Origin of the sequence: Pseudomonas simiae (assembly GCF_000934565.1) — a bacterium.
Classification (GTDB): Bacteria; Pseudomonadota; Gammaproteobacteria; order Pseudomonadales; family Pseudomonadaceae; genus Aquipseudomonas; species Aquipseudomonas simiae.
Map to the genome: position 1 here is coordinate 2,317,825 of NZ_CP010896.1, position 16,784 is coordinate 2,334,608.

At 62.5% G+C, this 16,784-nt stretch carries 15 protein-coding genes; 10 read left to right on the forward strand and 5 right to left on the reverse strand.

From position 1 onward, the window contains the following. Positions 1 to 2: 2 nt before the first annotated feature. Both PF1751_RS10600 and PF1751_RS10605 read left to right on the forward strand, forming a co-directional pair. The gene (locus tag PF1751_RS10600; RefSeq protein WP_021493324.1) at positions 3 to 1,631 is read left to right on the forward strand and encodes an ABC transporter ATP-binding protein; all 1,629 of its coding nucleotides are present in this window, start codon (positions 3 to 5) and stop codon (positions 1,629 to 1,631) included. 156 nt (positions 1,632 to 1,787) lie between these two features. Then, on the forward strand, positions 1,788 to 3,026 hold the full coding sequence (locus tag PF1751_RS10605; protein ID WP_373422407.1) for an OprD family porin: 1,239 nt from the start codon (positions 1,788 to 1,790) through the stop codon (positions 3,024 to 3,026). Positions 3,027 to 3,196: 170 nt separating this feature from the next. Here the strand turns inward: PF1751_RS10605 and PF1751_RS10610 are convergent, their stop codons facing one another. Then, positions 3,197 to 4,075 (reverse strand): GntR family transcriptional regulator, encoded by an 879-nt coding sequence (locus PF1751_RS10610; RefSeq protein ID WP_010211184.1) that lies wholly within the window; start codon positions 4,073 to 4,075, stop codon positions 3,197 to 3,199. 141 nt (positions 4,076 to 4,216) lie between these two features. On the opposite strand from PF1751_RS10610, the gene PF1751_RS10615 reads away from it, so the two are divergent. Genes PF1751_RS10615 through PF1751_RS10625 form a run of 3 tightly spaced genes read left to right on the forward strand, consistent with a single transcriptional unit; the run spans position 4,217 to position 8,448 of the window. After that, positions 4,217 to 5,722 (forward strand): serine hydrolase domain-containing protein, encoded by a 1,506-nt coding sequence (locus tag PF1751_RS10615; RefSeq protein WP_044286988.1) that lies wholly within the window; start codon positions 4,217 to 4,219, stop codon positions 5,720 to 5,722. 12 nt (positions 5,723 to 5,734) lie between these two features. Beyond that, positions 5,735 to 7,030 (forward strand): omega-aminotransferase AptA, encoded by a 1,296-nt coding sequence (gene aptA, locus PF1751_RS10620; protein ID WP_044286989.1) that lies wholly within the window; start codon positions 5,735 to 5,737, stop codon positions 7,028 to 7,030. Continuing rightward, positions 7,027 to 8,448 carry an aldehyde dehydrogenase family protein gene (locus PF1751_RS10625; protein WP_044286990.1) on the forward strand — a complete coding sequence of 474 codons (1,422 nt, stop codon included), beginning with the start codon at positions 7,027 to 7,029 and terminating at the stop codon, positions 8,446 to 8,448. The genes aptA and PF1751_RS10625 overlap by 4 nt, the downstream gene beginning before the upstream one ends. Here PF1751_RS10625 and PF1751_RS10630 read toward each other — a convergent pair. Further along, positions 8,435 to 9,373 (reverse strand): GlxA family transcriptional regulator, encoded by a 939-nt coding sequence (locus PF1751_RS10630; protein ID WP_010211178.1) that lies wholly within the window; start codon positions 9,371 to 9,373, stop codon positions 8,435 to 8,437. The two genes, PF1751_RS10625 and PF1751_RS10630, sit on opposite strands and share 14 nt — an antisense overlap. A gap of 173 nt (positions 9,374 to 9,546) precedes the next feature. On the opposite strand from PF1751_RS10630, the gene PF1751_RS10635 reads away from it, so the two are divergent. The 3 genes from PF1751_RS10635 (at position 9,547) to PF1751_RS10645 (ending at position 12,054) form a co-directional block, all read left to right on the forward strand. Continuing rightward, complete coding sequence (locus tag PF1751_RS10635) at positions 9,547 to 10,176, forward strand: TetR/AcrR family transcriptional regulator (protein ID WP_010211176.1); 630 nt, start codon at positions 9,547 to 9,549, stop codon at positions 10,174 to 10,176. After that, positions 10,173 to 10,850 carry a type 1 glutamine amidotransferase domain-containing protein gene (locus PF1751_RS10640; RefSeq protein ID WP_010211175.1) on the forward strand — a complete coding sequence of 226 codons (678 nt, stop codon included), beginning with the start codon at positions 10,173 to 10,175 and terminating at the stop codon, positions 10,848 to 10,850. Before PF1751_RS10635 ends, PF1751_RS10640 begins: the two co-directional genes overlap by 4 nt. 79 nt (positions 10,851 to 10,929) lie before the next feature. Further along, on the forward strand, positions 10,930 to 12,054 hold the full coding sequence (locus tag PF1751_RS10645; RefSeq protein ID WP_010211174.1) for an alkene reductase: 1,125 nt from the start codon (positions 10,930 to 10,932) through the stop codon (positions 12,052 to 12,054). 74 nt (positions 12,055 to 12,128) lie between these two features. Here PF1751_RS10645 and PF1751_RS10650 read toward each other — a convergent pair whose 3' ends face one another. Both PF1751_RS10650 and PF1751_RS10655 read right to left on the reverse strand, forming a co-directional pair. Beyond that, positions 12,129 to 13,127 (reverse strand): NAD(P)H-quinone oxidoreductase, encoded by a 999-nt coding sequence (locus PF1751_RS10650; RefSeq protein WP_021493320.1) that lies wholly within the window; start codon positions 13,125 to 13,127, stop codon positions 12,129 to 12,131. Further along, positions 13,124 to 14,356 (reverse strand): YbfB/YjiJ family MFS transporter, encoded by a 1,233-nt coding sequence (locus PF1751_RS10655; protein WP_044286991.1) that lies wholly within the window; start codon positions 14,354 to 14,356, stop codon positions 13,124 to 13,126. The genes PF1751_RS10650 and PF1751_RS10655 overlap by 4 nt, the downstream gene beginning before the upstream one ends. Before the next feature lie 112 nt (positions 14,357 to 14,468). Here PF1751_RS10655 and PF1751_RS10660 point away from each other — a divergent pair, with 112 nt between their 5' ends. After that, the gene (locus PF1751_RS10660; protein WP_010211170.1) at positions 14,469 to 15,344 is read left to right on the forward strand and encodes a LysR family transcriptional regulator; all 876 of its coding nucleotides are present in this window, start codon (positions 14,469 to 14,471) and stop codon (positions 15,342 to 15,344) included. Positions 15,345 to 15,445: 101 nt separating this feature from the next. After that, a complete protein-coding gene (locus PF1751_RS10665) occupies positions 15,446 to 15,832 on the forward strand; it encodes a DoxX family protein (RefSeq protein WP_044286992.1) in 387 nt (128 codons plus the stop codon). Between the two features lie 55 nt (positions 15,833 to 15,887). Here the strand turns inward: PF1751_RS10665 and PF1751_RS10670 are convergent, their stop codons facing one another. Beyond that, positions 15,888 to 16,706 carry an alpha/beta fold hydrolase gene (locus PF1751_RS10670; protein ID WP_010211168.1) on the reverse strand — a complete coding sequence of 273 codons (819 nt, stop codon included), beginning with the start codon at positions 16,704 to 16,706 and terminating at the stop codon, positions 15,888 to 15,890. Positions 16,707 to 16,784: the final 78 nt, after the last annotated feature.

The window sequence follows — 16,784 nt, forward strand, 5'->3', positions numbered from 1 at the left end:
ACATGTCCGCCGATCCTGTTTTGTTGAACGTCGAACACCTGAAGATCCGTGTGGGCGAACACGGCCCATTAGCGGTGGATGACCTGAGTTTCAGCATCGCGCCGGGTGAGATCGTGGCGCTGGTGGGGGAGTCCGGCAGCGGCAAGACCATGGCTGCCCGCGCGGCCATCGGCCTGCTGCCGTTGCCGATGCAAGTGTGCGGCGGACGTCTGGATTTCCAGGGGCGCGACCTGGCGAGTGTCAGCACTGAAGCGCTGCGTGCGATTCGCGGCGCCAGCATCGGCATGGTGTTCCAGGAACCGATGGTGTCGCTCAACCCGGCATTGAAAATCGGCCAACAGATGAGCGAAGCGCTCAAGCTGCACACCGACCTCGACCCTCCACAAATCCGCGAACGTTGCCTGACCATGTTGCGCCGTATCGGCATCAAGGCCGCCGAGCGCTGCCTGGAGTCCTATCCGCACCAATTCTCCGGTGGCATGCGCCAGCGCATCATGTTGGCCTCGGTGATGCTGCTGCGCCCGGCCTTGCTGATCGCCGACGAACCGACCACGGCCCTCGACTGCCTGGCGCAACTGGACGTGATCGAGTTGATGCTCGAACTGACCCGCGAGCAGGGCACCGCGATCCTGTTTATCAGCCATGACCTGTCGCTGGTAGCGCGGTACGCCCACAAGGTGGTGGTGATGCGTCACGGCAAGGCGGTGGAGCAGGGCAGCATCGAAGACATCCTGCTCGCGCCCAAGGCCGAGTACACCCGCCAGCTGTTGGAAGCGTTGCCGCGTCGGGGCGTGCTGGCGCCTTTGCCGGTCAGCAACGAGCCTTTGGTTGAAGTGGATCAGGTGTGCATCGAACACCCTGGGCCGACCACGTTCTGGGGCAAGCGTCAGCACACCCGCGTGGTGCATTCCGCCAGCCTGGTGATCGCCCCCGGCGAAACCCTGGCGCTGGTGGGCGGCAGCGGCTCGGGCAAGACCACCCTCGGGCGTTCCCTGGTGGGCCTGATCAAACCCTGTGCCGGCTCGATCCGCTTCAAAGGCGTGGACATCCTCAAGACCGCCAACCGTACCCATCGCCTGCAATGCCAGATGATCTTCCAGGACCCCTATTCGTCCCTGAACCCGCGGATGAAAATCGGAGAAATCCTCGCCGAACCGTTGCGCCACGAACCTGGCCTGAATGCCGCCGAGCGCCGTGAACGGGTAACGCAAACCCTCAAGGACATCGGCCTGGGCGAGCAGTTTGTCGAGCGTTTCCCCCACCAGCTCTCCGGCGGCCAGCGCCAGCGCGTCGCCATTGGCCGGGCATTGGTGCGACACCCGCAACTGGTGATTGCCGACGAACCGATCTCGGCGCTGGACATGACTATCCAGAAACAGATCCTCGAACTGTTCGAACGTCTGCAGGCGCAGTACGGTTTTGCCTGCCTGTTCATTTCCCATGACCTGGCGGCGGTGGAGCGCATTGCCCATCGGGTTGCGGTGATGCATCAGGGCAATGTGGTGGAAGTGGGCGCGCGCGAGCAGATCTTCGATCACCCGCAGCACCCGTACACCCGGCAACTGCTGGCCGCCGCCAGCCCGCTGGAGCAACTGCCGGACGGTGGCTACCGAATACGACCGGCCATTTAAACCCCTGATTTCACCCGGCGCGCAGACCCTCACGTCTGCGCGATGGGGAATGTCGTGCCCAGAAAAACAATAAGACCTACTCACCCATAACGACTGCCAGGAGCCAAGAACATGCACAACAACACTCTCAACCTGATCTTGAAGGGCGTCGGCCTCATGAGCGGGGGGCTGCTGTGTGCCCCGGCCCAGGCTGACTTCATCAAGGACAGCAAGGCAGATCTGGACCTCAAGAACTACTACTTCAACCGCGATTACCGTGAAGACGCCGGGCAATCCAAGCGTGAGGAATGGGCCCAGGGATTTATCCTCAACCTCAAGTCTGGCTTTACCGAAGGCACCGTCGGCTTTGGTGTGGACGTGGTAGGCATGCTCGGCCTCAAGCTCGATTCCAGCCCGGACCGCTCCGGCTCCGGCCTGTTGTCCAGGGACAACGATGCCACGCCGGGCAAGCCGAGCTATTCCAAGCGCGCCCATGACGAGTATTCCAAGTACGGCGTGACCGGCAAGGTGCGCTTCGCCCAGAGCGAGCTGCGCAGCGGTTACCTGCTGCCGGACCTGCCGACTTTGCAGCCCAACACCAGCCGACTGTTCCCGCAGACCTTCCGGGGCACTCAGGTGACGTCCACGGACATCGCCGGGCTGGCGTTGATCGGCGGGCAGATCGACCACACCAAGCAGCGCGAATCCACCGAATACGAAGACATGGGGCTGACCAGCCAGAGCGGTGCCTACAAAAGCACCGCCAAGAGTGATCGTTTCCGCTTTGCCGGTGGCGATTACAAGCTCACGCCGGGGATGACGTTGAGCTACCACTTTGCGCAGTTGGAGGATATCTACCAGCAGCATTTCGTAGGGCTGAAAAACAGCTTCGCCCTGGGCGGTGGCACGCTCAAGACGGATATCCGTTATTTCGATGCGGACAAGTCCGGTGCTGGCTTGGCGGGCAAGGTGGATAACCGTGCGCTGAGTACGCGGGCGATGTTCAGCTACAAGGGGCACAGTCTGGGTGGGGGGTATCAGGAGCAATATGGGGACACCCCGTTTACTTATGTGGACGGGACCAATACCTATCTGTTTTCCGAGTATCAGTTGAGTAATTTCTCGCAGACCAATGAGCGGGTCTGGCATGCGCGCTATGACTTTGATTTTGCGGCGCTGGGTGTACCGGGGCTGACGTTTTCAACGCGTTGGGCCAAGGGTGATCAGGCGCAGGTGAAGGGGTTTGCGGGGGAGGGACGTGAGTGGGAGCGGGATATCGATTTGGGGTATGTGTTTCAGTCTGGAACGCTGAAAGGGGTGTCGTTGCGTTGGCGCAATGGGTTGAGCAAGGCTAACTATTTACGGGATATGAATGAGAACCGGGTGATTGTCGGTTATACCGTGGCGCTTTGGTAATGAAAGTGGGGGCGACGTGGTGTGAGTGTGGGAGCTGGCTTGCCTGCGATGGCGGTCTGTCGGTGTACATGTCCATTGCGACAGGGGTTGCGTGTGTGGTTAAGGTCTGGCCGGTTTCGAGCGTGCTTCGAGGCCGGGTCGGGCCCGTCAGGGGCATGGGCGCGCGCGCCTCATCCCTTGTTGCGTGCCACGCGCAACTTGCTCGCCACATCCAGGTGTCGATGCAGCAGCGTCGACGCCCATTCGTTATCGCCTTGCTCCAGGGCATCCAGAATCGCCAGGTGTTCACAGCACGAGACCTTGACCCTTTCCTGATTGTTCACGGTGTGGAACTCGGTCAGTCGACGCAACCGGTTCTGCTGCTGGATCGCCTGCAGGATGTAGCCGTTGCCCGATGCCGCCGCCAACAGTTCGTGGAATTCGGCGTTGTATTCGATAAAGCGTTGCCCATCGACTTTGCCTTCCAGCAGTTCCATCTGGCGTTCGCGGCAACGACGGAATTGTTCGGGGTTGATCTTGAAGGTCGGCTCCAGCAACCCGGCTGGCTCCAGCAGCATGCGGAAGCGGTAGCTCTCGAAGCGAGTCTGCGGGCTATTCAGCGTCGGCAGGAACTGCCAGCCGTGTCCGTGCTTGCGTTGCATCACGCCTTCGTCGGAAAGGCGCAACAGGCAGCGGCGCAGCACGCTTTTGCCGACCCCATAGCGGCGCAGCAGGTCGCTCTCGGAGATCTGGTCGGGCAGCACCTGGTTCAGACGGTCGTCGATCAGCCGCGTGTACAACTCGTCCTCTTCGTTGTGCAGCTCGGTGAAGTGCTGCGCCAAGCCTTCGGTGGTTTCCAGCGGTACGCGATAGCCCTGTTGCGGCAGCGGCTCAATGGCTTTCTGTTCGGCCAGGTACGCCAGTGCGCTGCGAATGGGCGAGCGCGAGACGCCCAGGCGTTGGGCCAGTTCCACTTCCTTGAGGTGCAGACCGGGTTGCAGGTCGCCGCTGGCGATGGCGGCAAGGATCTGGCCGGCGACTTTGGTCTGCAGCGAGGTGAGTTGGGACATGGTGCGAGGTCGTTCCTGTGACAGGGGAGGCAAGGATACCCGGAAAAACTGAATTATAGGGGCCTCAAATACATCAGGTCCGCAGCGAATAAAACTTTATCTGCACTATTTGAAATATAAAAACATCATTGAGGACCCATCATGACCTACATCCCGCTGCCCAGAGCCTTGCCCCATGAGCGCGGCGTCGACCCGGCCGGCGTTGTTGACTTCCTCCAGGCCGTGACCGAGCAAGGCCTAGAGCTGCACAGTTTCCTGCTGTATCGCCAGGGTGCGGTGGTGGCCGAGGCGTACTGGCAGCCCTATTCGGCGCATCGCCTGCACGTGCAGCATTCGGCCACCAAGAGCTGGACGGCCACGGCGATCGGCCTGTTGATCGACGACGGTCGCTTGAGCCTCGATGCCAAGGTGGTGAGCTTTTTTCCCGAGCTGTGCCCGCAACCCATCAGCGCCAACCTGGCGGCCATGACCGTGGAAGACCTGCTGACCATGCGCACCGGTCACACCCGTGGCATTTCTGGCGGCGATTGGCGCAACCTGCAAAGCAGCTGGGTCGAAGCCTTTCTCAATGAGCCGGTGGACGAGCCACCTGGGCAGTCGTTTATCTATAGCAGTGCGTCAAGTTTCATGTTGTCGGCCATCGTCACCCAGGTCACTGGGCAGACGATGCACGCGTTGTTGCAGGCGCGCGTCCTCGACTATCTGGGCCTCGATCACCTGGAGTGGGACCTGGCTCCCGGTGGGTTCAACTCTGGAGGCAATGGCTTGAGTTGCACCAGCGAAGATTCGTTGAAGTTTGGCGTGTTGCACCTCAACCACGGCCAATGGCAAGGGCGCCAGTTGCTGTCGCCAGAGTGGGTCGGTGAGGCCACGCGCAATCAGGTGCAGGACGTGTGGATGGGGGAGTTCGACGGCAAGCAGTACCTGCCGCGCGACAAGAACAAAGCCAATGAAGCCCAGCGTGAAGGCTATGGGTACCAATGGTGGATGACCGAACACGGCGGTTATTACGCCTCGGGCGTGTTCGGCCAGCAGTGCATGGTGCTGCCGGAACAGGACACGGTGATTGTCTTCACCTGCGGCCTGCGCCTGGGGGAAAAGCGCTTGCACGCGGCGCTGTGGCAGCACCTGTTCCCGGCGCTGGGGCGTACCGCCGTTGATGCCAATGCCAGCCAGGCGCAACTGGATGCGCTGATCGACGGCCTGCGCCTGCCGACGCTGCAGGGTCTGCAAAGCTCGCCCGCCAGCCGTGCACTGCAGGGCCGTTTCGCCATTGAACCGAATGAGGATGGCGTGCGCGAAGTGGCCTTCGATTTCCAGGCGGATTACTGCGATTTCACCCTGGTGGATCATCGCGGCACTCATCACGTGCGCGCCGGTTTCCGACAGCCGATCGAGACCCTCACCAGCCTTACCGGCAATTACTTGCACCACCAGTATCAGCCAGAACAGACCGCTGTGGTCGCGCAGGCCTGCTGGTCCACGGAAGGTGAGTTACGTATGGACTGGCGCTTCGTCGAAACCGCCTTTGGCGACCACGTTACCGGCCGCGTGCAGGACGGGCGCCTGCGTTTCGACCGGGGCGTCAACACCAACGCCGGTGCCCTGCAACGCCCGACCCTGATCGGCTCACGAATCCCGCTTTAAGGAGTACAACTGATGACCTCTTCCCTGTGGGCACCCTTTACCGCGATGCGCCCCTTCAACCGCCAACCGATGCTGTTCGACCGCGCCGCTGGCATGCACTACACCACCACCGAAGGGCGCGACGTGCTCGATGCGATGGCCGGGTTGTGGTGCGTCAATGCCGGGCATGGCCAGCCCCGTATCGTCGAGGCCATTCGCGAAGCGGCAGGGCGCCTGGACTTTGTGTCCTCGTTCAAGATGAGCCACCCGGCGGCGCTGATCCTGGCGGATCAGTTGGTCGCCAAAGCGCCGGCCAACCTGGACAAGGTGTTCTTTACCAACTCCGGTTCCGAGGCCGTGGACACCGCCTTGAAGATCGCGCGCGCCTATCATCAGGCCCGAGGCGATAGCCGGCGCACCAAGCTGATCGGCCGTGCCAAGGGTTACCACGGCATGGGGTTTGGCGGTCTGTCGGTGTCGGGCATCGGCCGGCAGAAGCGTGACTTCGGGCCGTTGCTCGGCGACGTGGCGCACTTGCCGCTGCCCTATGACGCTGGCTCGCGTTTCAGCCTCGGCCAGCCGGAGCAGGGCGCGCATTATGCGGATGCGTTGCTGCACTTACTGGAAGTACACGACCCGGCTACGGTGGCGGCAGTGATTGTCGAACCGGTCACCGGCTCGGGTGGGGTCTACGCGCCGCCCCTGGGCTACCTGCAAAAGCTGCGCGAGATCTGTGATCGGCACGGCCTGCTGTTGATCTTCGATGAAGTCATCACTGGCTTCGGCCGCGTGGGCCATGGATTCGCCGCCGAGGCCTTTGGCGTCACCCCGGACTTGATGACCTTGGCCAAGGGCCTCACCAACGGCGCGGTGCCCATGGGCGGCGTGCTGGTCAGCGGCGCGGTGTACGAGGCGTTCATGCAAGGCCCGGAGCAGGCCATCGAGCTGATGCACGGTTACACCTATTCGGCCCATCCACTGGCCTGCGCCGCCGGTTTGGCGACCCTGGAGGTGCACGAAGAGCTGGGCCTCAATGCGCATGTGCGGCAGATTGCGCCGTTGTGGCAGAACACCGCGCTGGCCTTGCGTGAGCAGGCGCTGGTGCTGGATGTGCGTGCCATCGGCCTGCTTTGCGCGGTCGAGCTCAAGCCCCGCGAGGGCGCCCCCGGAGCGCGGGCGGCAGAGGTGGCCCAGCGGTGTTTCGAGGCGGGCGTGCTGGTGCGCGCCTCCGGCGAAAATATCGTGCTGTCGCCGCCACTCATCATCAACCAGGAACAGGTCGCGCAGGTGTTCAGCGCCTTGGGCAAGGCACTTGAGGCGACGCGATGAATCACCTGGATTTTTACATCGACGGGCAGTGGGTCAAGCCTCTCGGCGGCGACACCTTGCCGGTGGTCGACCCGACGACGGAGCGAACCGTCGCCACCATCAGCCTCGGCACCCTGGCCGACCTCGACCGCGCCGTCACCGCGGCCAGGCGGGCCTTCGACAGCTATGGGCAATGGACGCGCGAGCAACGCCTGGAAGTGCTGGCGGCGATCATCGATGGCTATCGCCAGCACAGCGAAGCCCTGGCGCAATGCGTGCACCAGGAAATGGGCGCGCCGCTCTCGCTGGCGCGCAGTGCCCATGTGCCCGCGGGGTTGGGCCACTTGCAGCGTGCGTATGACGTGCTCAAGACGTATGCCTTCGAATATGCCCACGACAGCACCCTGATCAGCCGCGAACCGATAGGGGTGTGCGGCCTGATCACACCGTGGAACTGGCCACTCAACCAACTCACCTGCAAGCTCGCGCCGGCCCTGGCCGCGGGCTGCACGATGGTGCTCAAGCCCAGTGAAAAGGCGCCGCTGTCGGCGATGCTGCTGGCCGATATCCTGGACCATGCCGGGGTGCCCAAGGGCGTGTTCAACCTGGTCAATGGCGACGGTCCTACGATGGGCGACGGCATCGCCCGGCATGCCGGGATCGATATGGTCTCGTTTACCGGTTCCACCGGCGCGGGCATCGCTGTGGCCAAGGCGGCAGCGGACACGGTCAAGCGTGTCTCTCAGGAGCTGGGCGGCAAGTCGGCCAACCTGATTCTTGCCGATGCGGACCTGGACGCTGCCGTGCGACACGGTGTGAGCAGCTGTTTTCGCAACAGCGGCCAGTCCTGCAATGCGCCGACGCGCCTGCTGGTGCCCCGGGCCTTGCAAGCGCGGGCGGTGGCGATCGCCCAGGAGATTGCCGCGCAGGTCTGCTTTGACGATAGCAATCCAGCGACTGCCATGGGCCCCCTGGCCAACCAGGCGCAGTTCGAACGGGTGCAGGCGCTGTTGGCGGCCGTGGACATCCCACCGGTATGCGGTGGTGCAGGGCGGCCGCAAGGCATCAACCGCGGCTTCTACGTGAGGCCCACGGTCTTTGCCGATGTCCACCCCGACCTGCCGATTGCCCGCGAAGAGGTGTTCGGGCCGGTGTTGGTGATCATTCCCTACGACAGCGAAGAACAGGCGATTGCCATCGCCAATGACAGCCCCTATGGCCTGTCGGGTTACGTCACGGCCGGCACGCTGGAAGGCGCGCGCAGGGTCGCCCGCCGTCTGCGCACGGGGATGGTCCATCTCAATGGCAGCAAGGCGGATAACGGCGCGCCCTTTGGCGGGTACAAGCAGTCCGGTAATGGCCGTGAGTGGGGGGTATTTGGCCTGGAGGACTATCTGGAAGTGAAATCGCTGTTTGGCTATCAGCCTAACCTGGGATAAACAGCGCCTGCTGCATCACCTGCGGCGGCTGCCCAAACGCCCTTAAAAACGCCTGACGCATGCGCTCGCGATCCCCAAACCCGGTTTCGCGGGCCACCACCTCAACCGGGTGGCGACTGGTCTCCATCATCGCCCGTGCGGCTTCTACCCGAAGGGACTCGATGGCCTTGGCCGGCGTTTGCCCGGTTTCTTCACGGAACACTCGGCTGAACTGGCGCGGACTCAGGCGGGCGACATCGGCCAGGGCTTCCACGGACAGATCGTGGGTCAGGTTCTCGCGGGCGTAGGCCAGGGCCAGTTGTACGCGGTCCGATTTCGGGTCCAGTTCCAATAGCGCCGACAACTGCGATTGCTCACTGCCGCGCCGCTGGGCGATCACCAGCTTGCGCGCGATGCGGCGTGCCAGGTCGCTGCCCAAGTCGTTCTCCACCATGGCCAAGGCCAGGTCGACGCCGGCACTCATGCCGGCGCCGGTCCACACGTGGCCGTCGACGATAAACAGCTTGTCTTCTTCCAGGCGAATGTCCGGGTAGCGCTTGCGAAAGGCCGGGGCGTGAATCCAGTGGGTGGTGGTGCGCTTGCCTTCCAGCAGGCCGGCTTCGGCCAGCACGAAAATGCCCATGCACAATGAGGCGACGCGCCGCGACTGGGCCGAGGCGGCCTTGACCAGTTCCAGCAGGTTGGCTTCCGGCAGGCGGAATTCCAGGTAGCCGCTGACGATCAGGGTGTCGTAACCCTCCGGCCGGATCGGCGTGGTGTTCACCGAGAACCCTTGGGACGTCATCACCGCGCCGCCGCTCTCCGAGACCAGATGAAATTCATAGGCCGGCTCGCCGCGCAGCAGGTTCGCGCACTCGAACACCGAACCCAGGCTGAGGCTCAGGGATTGGAAGTTCGGGTAAACCATCAGCGCAACGCTGTGCATCGTCATTCTCCAAAGGGCGCGGGAAGGGGGATTGTCGGCGCGTGCCGGGTAAACGGCAACTGCCTTCGCGTCATGTCCGGAATCCTTGCGGATCTGACATTGTGCGGGTCTGGACAGCCTCCTAAGATTCCCTCAACGAACTAGACGACTGGTCTAATCGGACGGGATGAAGCATGAACAGCGAAACCAAAAGTGCAAAACAGACCATTCTGGATACCGCGCAACGTCTTGTCGGTCGCAAAGGATTTTCTGCGGTAGGCCTGAACGAAATATTGCAAGCCGCCCAAGTACCCAAAGGTTCGTTTTATCACTACTTCACCTCCAAAGATGCGTTCGGCGTCGTATTGCTCGACCACTACTTCGACCACTACGTGCACGGCATGCAGCAATTGTTCGACCAGCCGGGTTTAACCCTTCACGCCAAGTTGATGCGTTATTGGCAGTCTTGGATCAACAACCAGACCGGCTGTACCGATGCAGGCAAATGCCTTGCCGTCAAACTCGGTGCCGAGGTGTCAGACCTTTCAGAGCCGATGCGCCTGGCCCTGCAGCGCGGCACCGCACGCACCATCGGCTTGCTCGCCGAGGCCTTGCAGCAGGGCGTCGACGACGGTTCGGTCATCATTACGCAACACCCCGAAAGCCTGGCCCAGCGCCTGTATGCGTTGTGGCTGGGGACCAGCGTCATGAGCAAGATCACCCGCACAGCGGCGCCTTTCGACGAGGCACTGGGGTTGACCCGGCAGTTGTTGGGGCAGCCTGAACAGACTGACAACCACACTTATCGAGGCACTGGAAAATGAAAGTATTAATGGTACTGACCTCTCACGACCAGCTCGGCGATACCGGGCGCAAGACCGGCTTCTGGCTCGAAGAGTTTGCCGCCCCCTATTACGCGTTCAAGGACGCCGGTGCCGAGATTGTGCTGGCTTCACCGGCCGGCGGCCAGCCGCCTCTGGATCCGGTAAGCGACCAGCCGGACTTCCAGACCGAACAGACCCACCGCTTCGCCGCCGATACGGCTGCGCAACAGGCCCTGGCGACCACGCTGAAGCTGGATTCGGTCAACGCCGATGACTTCGACACCGTGTTCTACCCAGGCGGCCACGGCCCGCTGTGGGACCTGGCGGAGTCGCCGGTGTCGATCGCCCTGATCGAGTCCTTCGAGCGCGCTGGCAAGCCGATCGGCTTTGTCTGCCATGCACCGGGCGCCTTGCGTCACGTCAAGGCGGTCAATGGTCAACCGTTGGTCAAGGGGCGTCGCGTTACCGGGTTCTCCAACTCGGAAGAGGCAGCGGTGGAACTGACCGATGTAGTGCCGTTCCTGGTTGAAGATGAATTCAAGCGGTTGGGCGGCCTTTATGAGAAAGGTGCTGACTGGCAATCCTTTGTCATTACCGATGGTTTATTGGTAACCGGGCAAAACCCTGGTAGTTCCAGTGACGTCGCCAAAGCCCTGCTGACACTCACCGCTTAACTTAACTAACCGCTTACTGCATTGGCGACTTTTATAAGTCGCCAATGCTTTAGCACGTCCAGAATTTGGAAATTATTGAATGACTGACAATGTGCTTAATACCCCAGTAAAGCTGGGTCACCATACGCTGAACAACCGTATTGTGTTGCCGCCGTTGACACGCCAGCGCAGTGCCCAGCCGGGTGATATCGCCACCGACTTGATGGCTGACTATTACCGCCAGCGTGCCAGTGCCGGTTTCATGGTCAGCGAAGGCACACAGATTGAACCGCGTGGCCAGGGTTATGCCTGGACGCCAGGCATCTACACCCCGGCGCAGATTGACGGCTGGCGCAAGGTCACCGACGCGGTGCACGCCGAAGGCGGGGTGATCTTCGCCCAGCTGTGGCACGTTGGCCGGGTGTCCCATAACGCCTTGCAGCCAGACGGCGCGGCACCTGTCGCACCGTCGGCAATCCAGGCGCTGCAGGCCAAGGCCTTCATCGAAACGGCACCGGGCGAGGGTGAGTTGAAGCAACCGCCTGTGCCGCGTGCCTTGACCACCCTGGAGATCGAGGAACTGGTCGGGCACTACGCCCAGGCGGCGCGCAATGCGCTGGATGCCGGGTTCGATGGGGTAGAGATCCATTCGGCGAATGGATACCTGGTCAACCAGTTCATCTCGGCCCACGCCAATCAGCGTGACGATGAATACGGTGGCTCGCTGCACAACCGCCTGCGCTTTCTGCGCGAGATCGTCGAAGCCGTCAGCGCAGTGGTCGGGCCAGAGCGCCTGGGGGTGCGTTTCTCACCGCTGTTCAGCGGCACTGATCAGGACCGGGTGTATATCGGCCTGGTGGAAGACGACCCGCACCACACCTACCTCGAAGCGATCAAGGTGCTGGAGGCGTCGGGCATCGCCTATGTGTCCATTGCCGAAGCCGACTGGGATAACGCCCCGGTATTGCCCGAATCGTTCCGCCGCGCAGTGCGCGAAACCTTCAGTGGGCGCATCATCTACGCCGGCCGCTACACCGCTGAACGCGGCGCTGATTTGGTCGAAGCCGGGCTGGCGGACTTGATCGCGTTCGGGCGGCCGTTCATTGCCAACCCAGACCTGCCGCAGCGGATTTTCAACGGATGGCCGTTGAATCCGCTGAAGGCCGAGGGTTTATATGGCGGGACGGCAGCGGGGTACATCGATTACCCGGTATACGCCGAGTAGTCCCGCAAAGCTGACCCATGTGGGAGCTGGCTTGCCTGCTCCCACACTGGATCTTCACAAGGCCACGATCAGCGTTACTCCACCCGCAACACAATCTTCCCAATATGATCCCCACCCTCCATCCGTGCATGGGCCTGGGCGGCGTCGGTGTAGGCGTACACCTTGTCGATAATCGGCAAGCAACGCCCGGCGGCCAGCACCGGCCAGATGTATTCGCGCAGTTGCTCGGCGATGGCGGCTTTTTCGTCTTTGCTGCGTGCCCGCAGGAGTGAGCCGGTAATCACCGCACGTTTGGCGAGGATGCTCAGCAGGTCGACATCATTGGCCTTGCCGCCTCCCAGGAACCCCAGCATCACCAGGTGACCGTCCATGGCCAGGGCCTTGAGGTTGTTGTTGAAGTACGAGGCGCCCATGATGTCGAGGATCACATCGACGCCCTGATTGTCGGTCTGCTGCGCAATGACGTCGGCAAAATCCTGCTCGCGATAATTGATGGGCTCGGCGCCCAGCTTGGCAATCGCTGCACACTTATCGGCGCTGCCAGCGGTGGCGAAGGCCTGGATGCCGAACTCGCGGCACAGCATCAGTGCGGTGGTGCCGATACCGCTGGTGCCGCCATGGATCAGCACGCGCTGGCCGGTGTGCGCATCGCCGAGGCCGAACAGGTTGGCCCATACGGTGAAGAACGTTTCCGGTACCGCAGCAGCTTGAATCCAATCCATGCCTTCAGGAATGGGCAGGGCCTGACTGGCCGGCACGCTGCAAAACTGCGCGTAGCCACCGCCATTGGTCAGAGCACAGACTTTGTCGCCCAACTGGTATTCGCTCACGCCTTCGCCCAGCGCCACGACTTCACCGGCTACTTCCAACCCTGGAATCGGACTGAAGCCCGGTTTCATCGGGTACTTGCCGGCGCGTTGCAGGGCGTCAGGCCGGTTGACCCCGGCGGCATGCACGCGGATCAGGATCTCGCCGGGGCCTGCGACAGGCACCTCGGCGTGGCGTGGTTGCAGCACCTCAGGCCCGCCGGGGGTGGTGATTTCGATCAGGGTCATTTCTTGAGGAAGCGTCATTTCAGATTACCTGCAGCGATGAGCGTATGGGTTGGGACCGTGTCGAGCGGCCGACGGTTCAGCACAATCATGCCGAGTTCCAGTGCCAATGCGACCACAATGGCCCCGGCAGCGATCATGAACAACAGCGCATGCTGGCCGCCGCTGCTGTTGAACAGCGCCGAGTAGGCAAACCCGGACAGCGCCTGGAACGTCGCGAAGGACACCGTGGCGCGGCTCCACGCCACGTGTTGCTGATGATGGTTGGGCAGCAGTTCATGCACCCGCGCCAGTGCCAGCGGCACGATACCTGGCGGGAAGGAACCGAGGACCACCGCGAGCACCGCCAGGGCGGTAAAGGAGCCGGTAAACGGCAACAGGCCGACCGCAATCGCCTGCACCACCAGCACCACGCGGATACTCAAGCGGGCACCGAGTTTGTCGGCGAGGAACCCGTAGGTCACCGGCCCTACAATCGCGCCCAGGCCGTACATTACCCAGATCATCGCGCCGATATGCGCACCGTCACCCAGGCCTCGGGCCACGTAGTCGACCAGGAACACCATCGCCGGCACCAGGCCCGCCGCCATGAAGGCGTACTGGGCAAACAGCAGGTACACGCCGGAGGGTGTCTGCGCTGAAGTGCCCGTGGGGGCCGCTGCTTCATGCAGTGTGCCGGTGGGCCAGGCGAACCAGCTGGCGCCCGTCAACACCAGCGCCAATAGGCCCAGGCCAAACCAGGTCTGTTGCAAACCCAGGTTCAACAAGGGCGGTACGAGGGTGCCGGAGCCAGCAATGCCCAGGCCGATACCGAGGAAGATCGCGCCGCTGGCCAAGCCACGGCGTGCCGCCGGTACGTGGGGCAACACGGTCGCCGCCACCAACACCATGATCGCGCCACCGGCAATCCCCGACAGCAGCCGCCAGGCGAAGAACCACACCACCGACAACGGGAAGCCACAGGCGAAGAACGCCAGGGTCACCGCCACCATCATCATGCGCAGCGCGGTCTTGTTCGAGGTGCGCTGGGCGATGGGGCGGCCGATCAGCGCGCCGATCAGGTAACCCACCAGGTTGGCGGCGCCGAGGTAGACCACATCATTGGCGGAAAACCACTGCGCCTGGATCAAGGTCGGGATCAACGGCGTATAGGCGAACCGCGCCAGGCCGATACTGACCAGGCTGGCGCAGAGGCCGGCGAAGATGGGCAGCCAGACTGAGCTGCGGGGTGGGGCGTGTGTGTCGAGCATGATGGCGGTCCCGGGTATTTTTCTCTGGCGCCCAGCATATCCGGGTTTTCTGATGCAATAATGCTGCGATTAAACGGCACACCGATGCATATATGCATCACGAGGAGCAAGCATGAATTGGGATGATGCACGGGTCTTTCTGGCGGTCTGCCGCGAATCCACACTGCGCGGCGCCGCACGGGTGTTGGGCGTGGATCAGGCCACGGTGGGTCGGCGGGTCAACGCGCTGGAAAAGTCCTTGAGCGCCACCTTGTTTCTGCGCACGTCCGAAGGTTACGCACTCACGGCAGTAGGCGAAGCCGCGTTGCTCTCGGTGGAGAAAATGGAACGCTCAGCCCTCGACCTGGAGCGCCAGATCCAGGGCCTGGATGACCGCCTGACCGGCACCGTGCGGGTCAGCACCACCGACTCCCTGGCCATCGACTTCCTGATTCCGTCGATTGCACGCCTGCACGACAAACACCCCGACGTGCGCGTGCAACTGGATGCCTCCACCCAGATCCTCAGCCTGGCCAAGCGCGAAGCCGATATCGCCGTGCGCAACACCCGCCCGGACAACCCCGACCTGATCGCCCGGCGCATTGCACGCTGGCCGGTAGGGCTGTTTGCCTCTCAGGACTACATCGACCGCCACGGCGTGCCGGAGCAGGGAAGCCTGTTCGAAGGCCATGACCTGGTCGTCTACCAACCCTACCTGCAAAGCCAGAAGGACATGACCCTGGTCGCTGAGCCCCCGGGGCGCGGACGCATTGTCGCGGCCTTGAGTTCCAGCCTGCTGGTGCGCCGCTCCATTGCGGCCGGCATCGGCGTCGGCGAGATCCCGGTGTACACCGGCGAACGTGATGGGCTGGTGCGTCTGTGGCCCGAGCGCACGCGGCCCTTGCCGTATGACGTGTGGCTGGTGACCCACGCCGACCTGCGCCATACCGCACGGGTGCGGGTGGTGATCGATGAAATTGTCGCGGCATTTGCGGGCACGGGGGAGTAGTCAGCACAGGCTTGCAATTTCCTGTGGTGTGGCGGGCCCACAATCGCCTCCGATATCACCGTCGCGCAGGTGCCGGCGGTGTTCACCCAGGCAGGTCGCTTATGAACGAATCAAAAACTCAGGATATTGGGCTGTTGTTTCTGCGGGGCAGCGGGGCGCTGTTCCTGCTTTGGGTACACGGTTTGCCCAAGGTGTTGAACTACAGCGAACAGCTGAAGGTGATCGAAGACCCGTTTCACTTGGGGGCGCACGTCACGCTGTTGCTGGCGATTTTCGCCGAAGTGCTGTGCCCTTTGTTGATCGTTGCGGGGGTGTTGGTGCGCCTGGCGTGCCTGCCGATCCTGGCGGTGCTGTTGATCGCCATGCTGGTGGTGCACCCGGAGTGGACGTTGTTTGAGGGGCAATTCGGCTGGCTGTTGTTGATCATCTTCACCAGTGTACTGATTGCCGGGCCGGGGCGGCTGGTACTGAGCCAACGTTTCTCTTGAGCAAAAAAAGGCCGGGCAAGCCCGGCCGAAATAAGGAGAGGGTGGTACAGGTATTTCAGCGGTTCAGGAACGCCAGCAGGTCTTCATTCAAGGCCTGGGCATGGGTCACGGCGAATCCGTGTGGCGCCTCTTTGTAGACTTTCAGTTCGGCGCCTTTGATCGAGGCCGCGGCGACTTTGCCGGTGGTCTCGAACGGTACGATCTGGTCGCCGTCCCCGTGGATGACCAGGGTCGGTACGTCGATCTTGGCCATGTCCGGGCGGAAGTCGGTCTCGGAGAAGGCGGTGACGCAATCCACGGTCGATTTGAGGGACGCCAGCATCGCGATTTGCAGCGTTTGGGTCAGTACGCCTTCAGAGACCGTCTGGCCCTTGTTGATGCCGAAGAACGGTGTGTTGAAATCGCTGATAAATTGCGCGCGGTCCTTCAGCAGGCCGGCCTTGATGCCGTCGAACACGTCTTTGGGCACGCCTTGCGGGTAGTCTGGTTTCTGGCCGAAGATCGGCGTGACCGCACCCAGCAGCACCAGGCCGGCAACGCGAGCACTGCCGTGGCGCGCGATATAACGCGCCACGTCGCCGCCGCCCATGGAGAAGCCCACCAGGGTCACGTCCTTGAGGTCCAGGTGTTCGATCAACTGCGCGATATCGTCGGCGAAGGTGTTGTAGTCGTTACCGGTCCACGGCTGGTCAGAGCGGCCGAAGCCACGGCGGTCGAACGCGATGGTGCGAAAGCCACGGCTGCTGAGGTATTCCATCTGGTATTCCCACATGTCGGCGTCCAGTGGCCAGCCGTGGCTGAACAGCACGGGCTTACCGCTGCCCCAGTCCTTGAAGTAGATCTGGGTACCGTCTTTGGCAACAAAAGTGCTCATGGAAAACTCCTTGGGTAGCGAGAAAAGCTCAGCGTCACTATTGGTGTAAACCGTACGCGGGGCTTGTACGGGTGTGCT

Coding starts and splice junctions, on each gene's coding strand:
- PF1751_RS10600 (WP_021493324.1), top strand. CDS start 3: ATGTCCGCCGATCCTGTTTTGTTGAACGTCGAACACCTGAAGATCCGT.
- PF1751_RS10605 (WP_373422407.1), top strand. CDS start 1,788: ATGAGCGGGGGGCTGCTGTGTGCCCCGGCCCAGGCTGACTTCATCAAG.
- PF1751_RS10610 (WP_010211184.1), bottom strand. CDS start 4,075: ATGTCCCAACTCACCTCGCTGCAGACCAAAGTCGCCGGCCAGATCCTT.
- PF1751_RS10615 (WP_044286988.1), top strand. CDS start 4,217: ATGACCTACATCCCGCTGCCCAGAGCCTTGCCCCATGAGCGCGGCGTC.
- aptA (WP_044286989.1), top strand. CDS start 5,735: ATGACCTCTTCCCTGTGGGCACCCTTTACCGCGATGCGCCCCTTCAAC.
- PF1751_RS10625 (WP_044286990.1), top strand. CDS start 7,027: ATGAATCACCTGGATTTTTACATCGACGGGCAGTGGGTCAAGCCTCTC.
- PF1751_RS10630 (WP_010211178.1), bottom strand. CDS start 9,373: ATGCACAGCGTTGCGCTGATGGTTTACCCGAACTTCCAATCCCTGAGC.
- PF1751_RS10635 (WP_010211176.1), top strand. CDS start 9,547: ATGAACAGCGAAACCAAAAGTGCAAAACAGACCATTCTGGATACCGCG.
- PF1751_RS10640 (WP_010211175.1), top strand. CDS start 10,173: ATGAAAGTATTAATGGTACTGACCTCTCACGACCAGCTCGGCGATACC.
- PF1751_RS10645 (WP_010211174.1), top strand. CDS start 10,930: ATGACTGACAATGTGCTTAATACCCCAGTAAAGCTGGGTCACCATACG.
- PF1751_RS10650 (WP_021493320.1), bottom strand. CDS start 13,127: ATGACGCTTCCTCAAGAAATGACCCTGATCGAAATCACCACCCCCGGC.
- PF1751_RS10655 (WP_044286991.1), bottom strand. CDS start 14,356: ATGCTCGACACACACGCCCCACCCCGCAGCTCAGTCTGGCTGCCCATC.
- PF1751_RS10660 (WP_010211170.1), top strand. CDS start 14,469: ATGAATTGGGATGATGCACGGGTCTTTCTGGCGGTCTGCCGCGAATCC.
- PF1751_RS10665 (WP_044286992.1), top strand. CDS start 15,446: ATGAACGAATCAAAAACTCAGGATATTGGGCTGTTGTTTCTGCGGGGC.
- PF1751_RS10670 (WP_010211168.1), bottom strand. CDS start 16,706: ATGAGCACTTTTGTTGCCAAAGACGGTACCCAGATCTACTTCAAGGAC.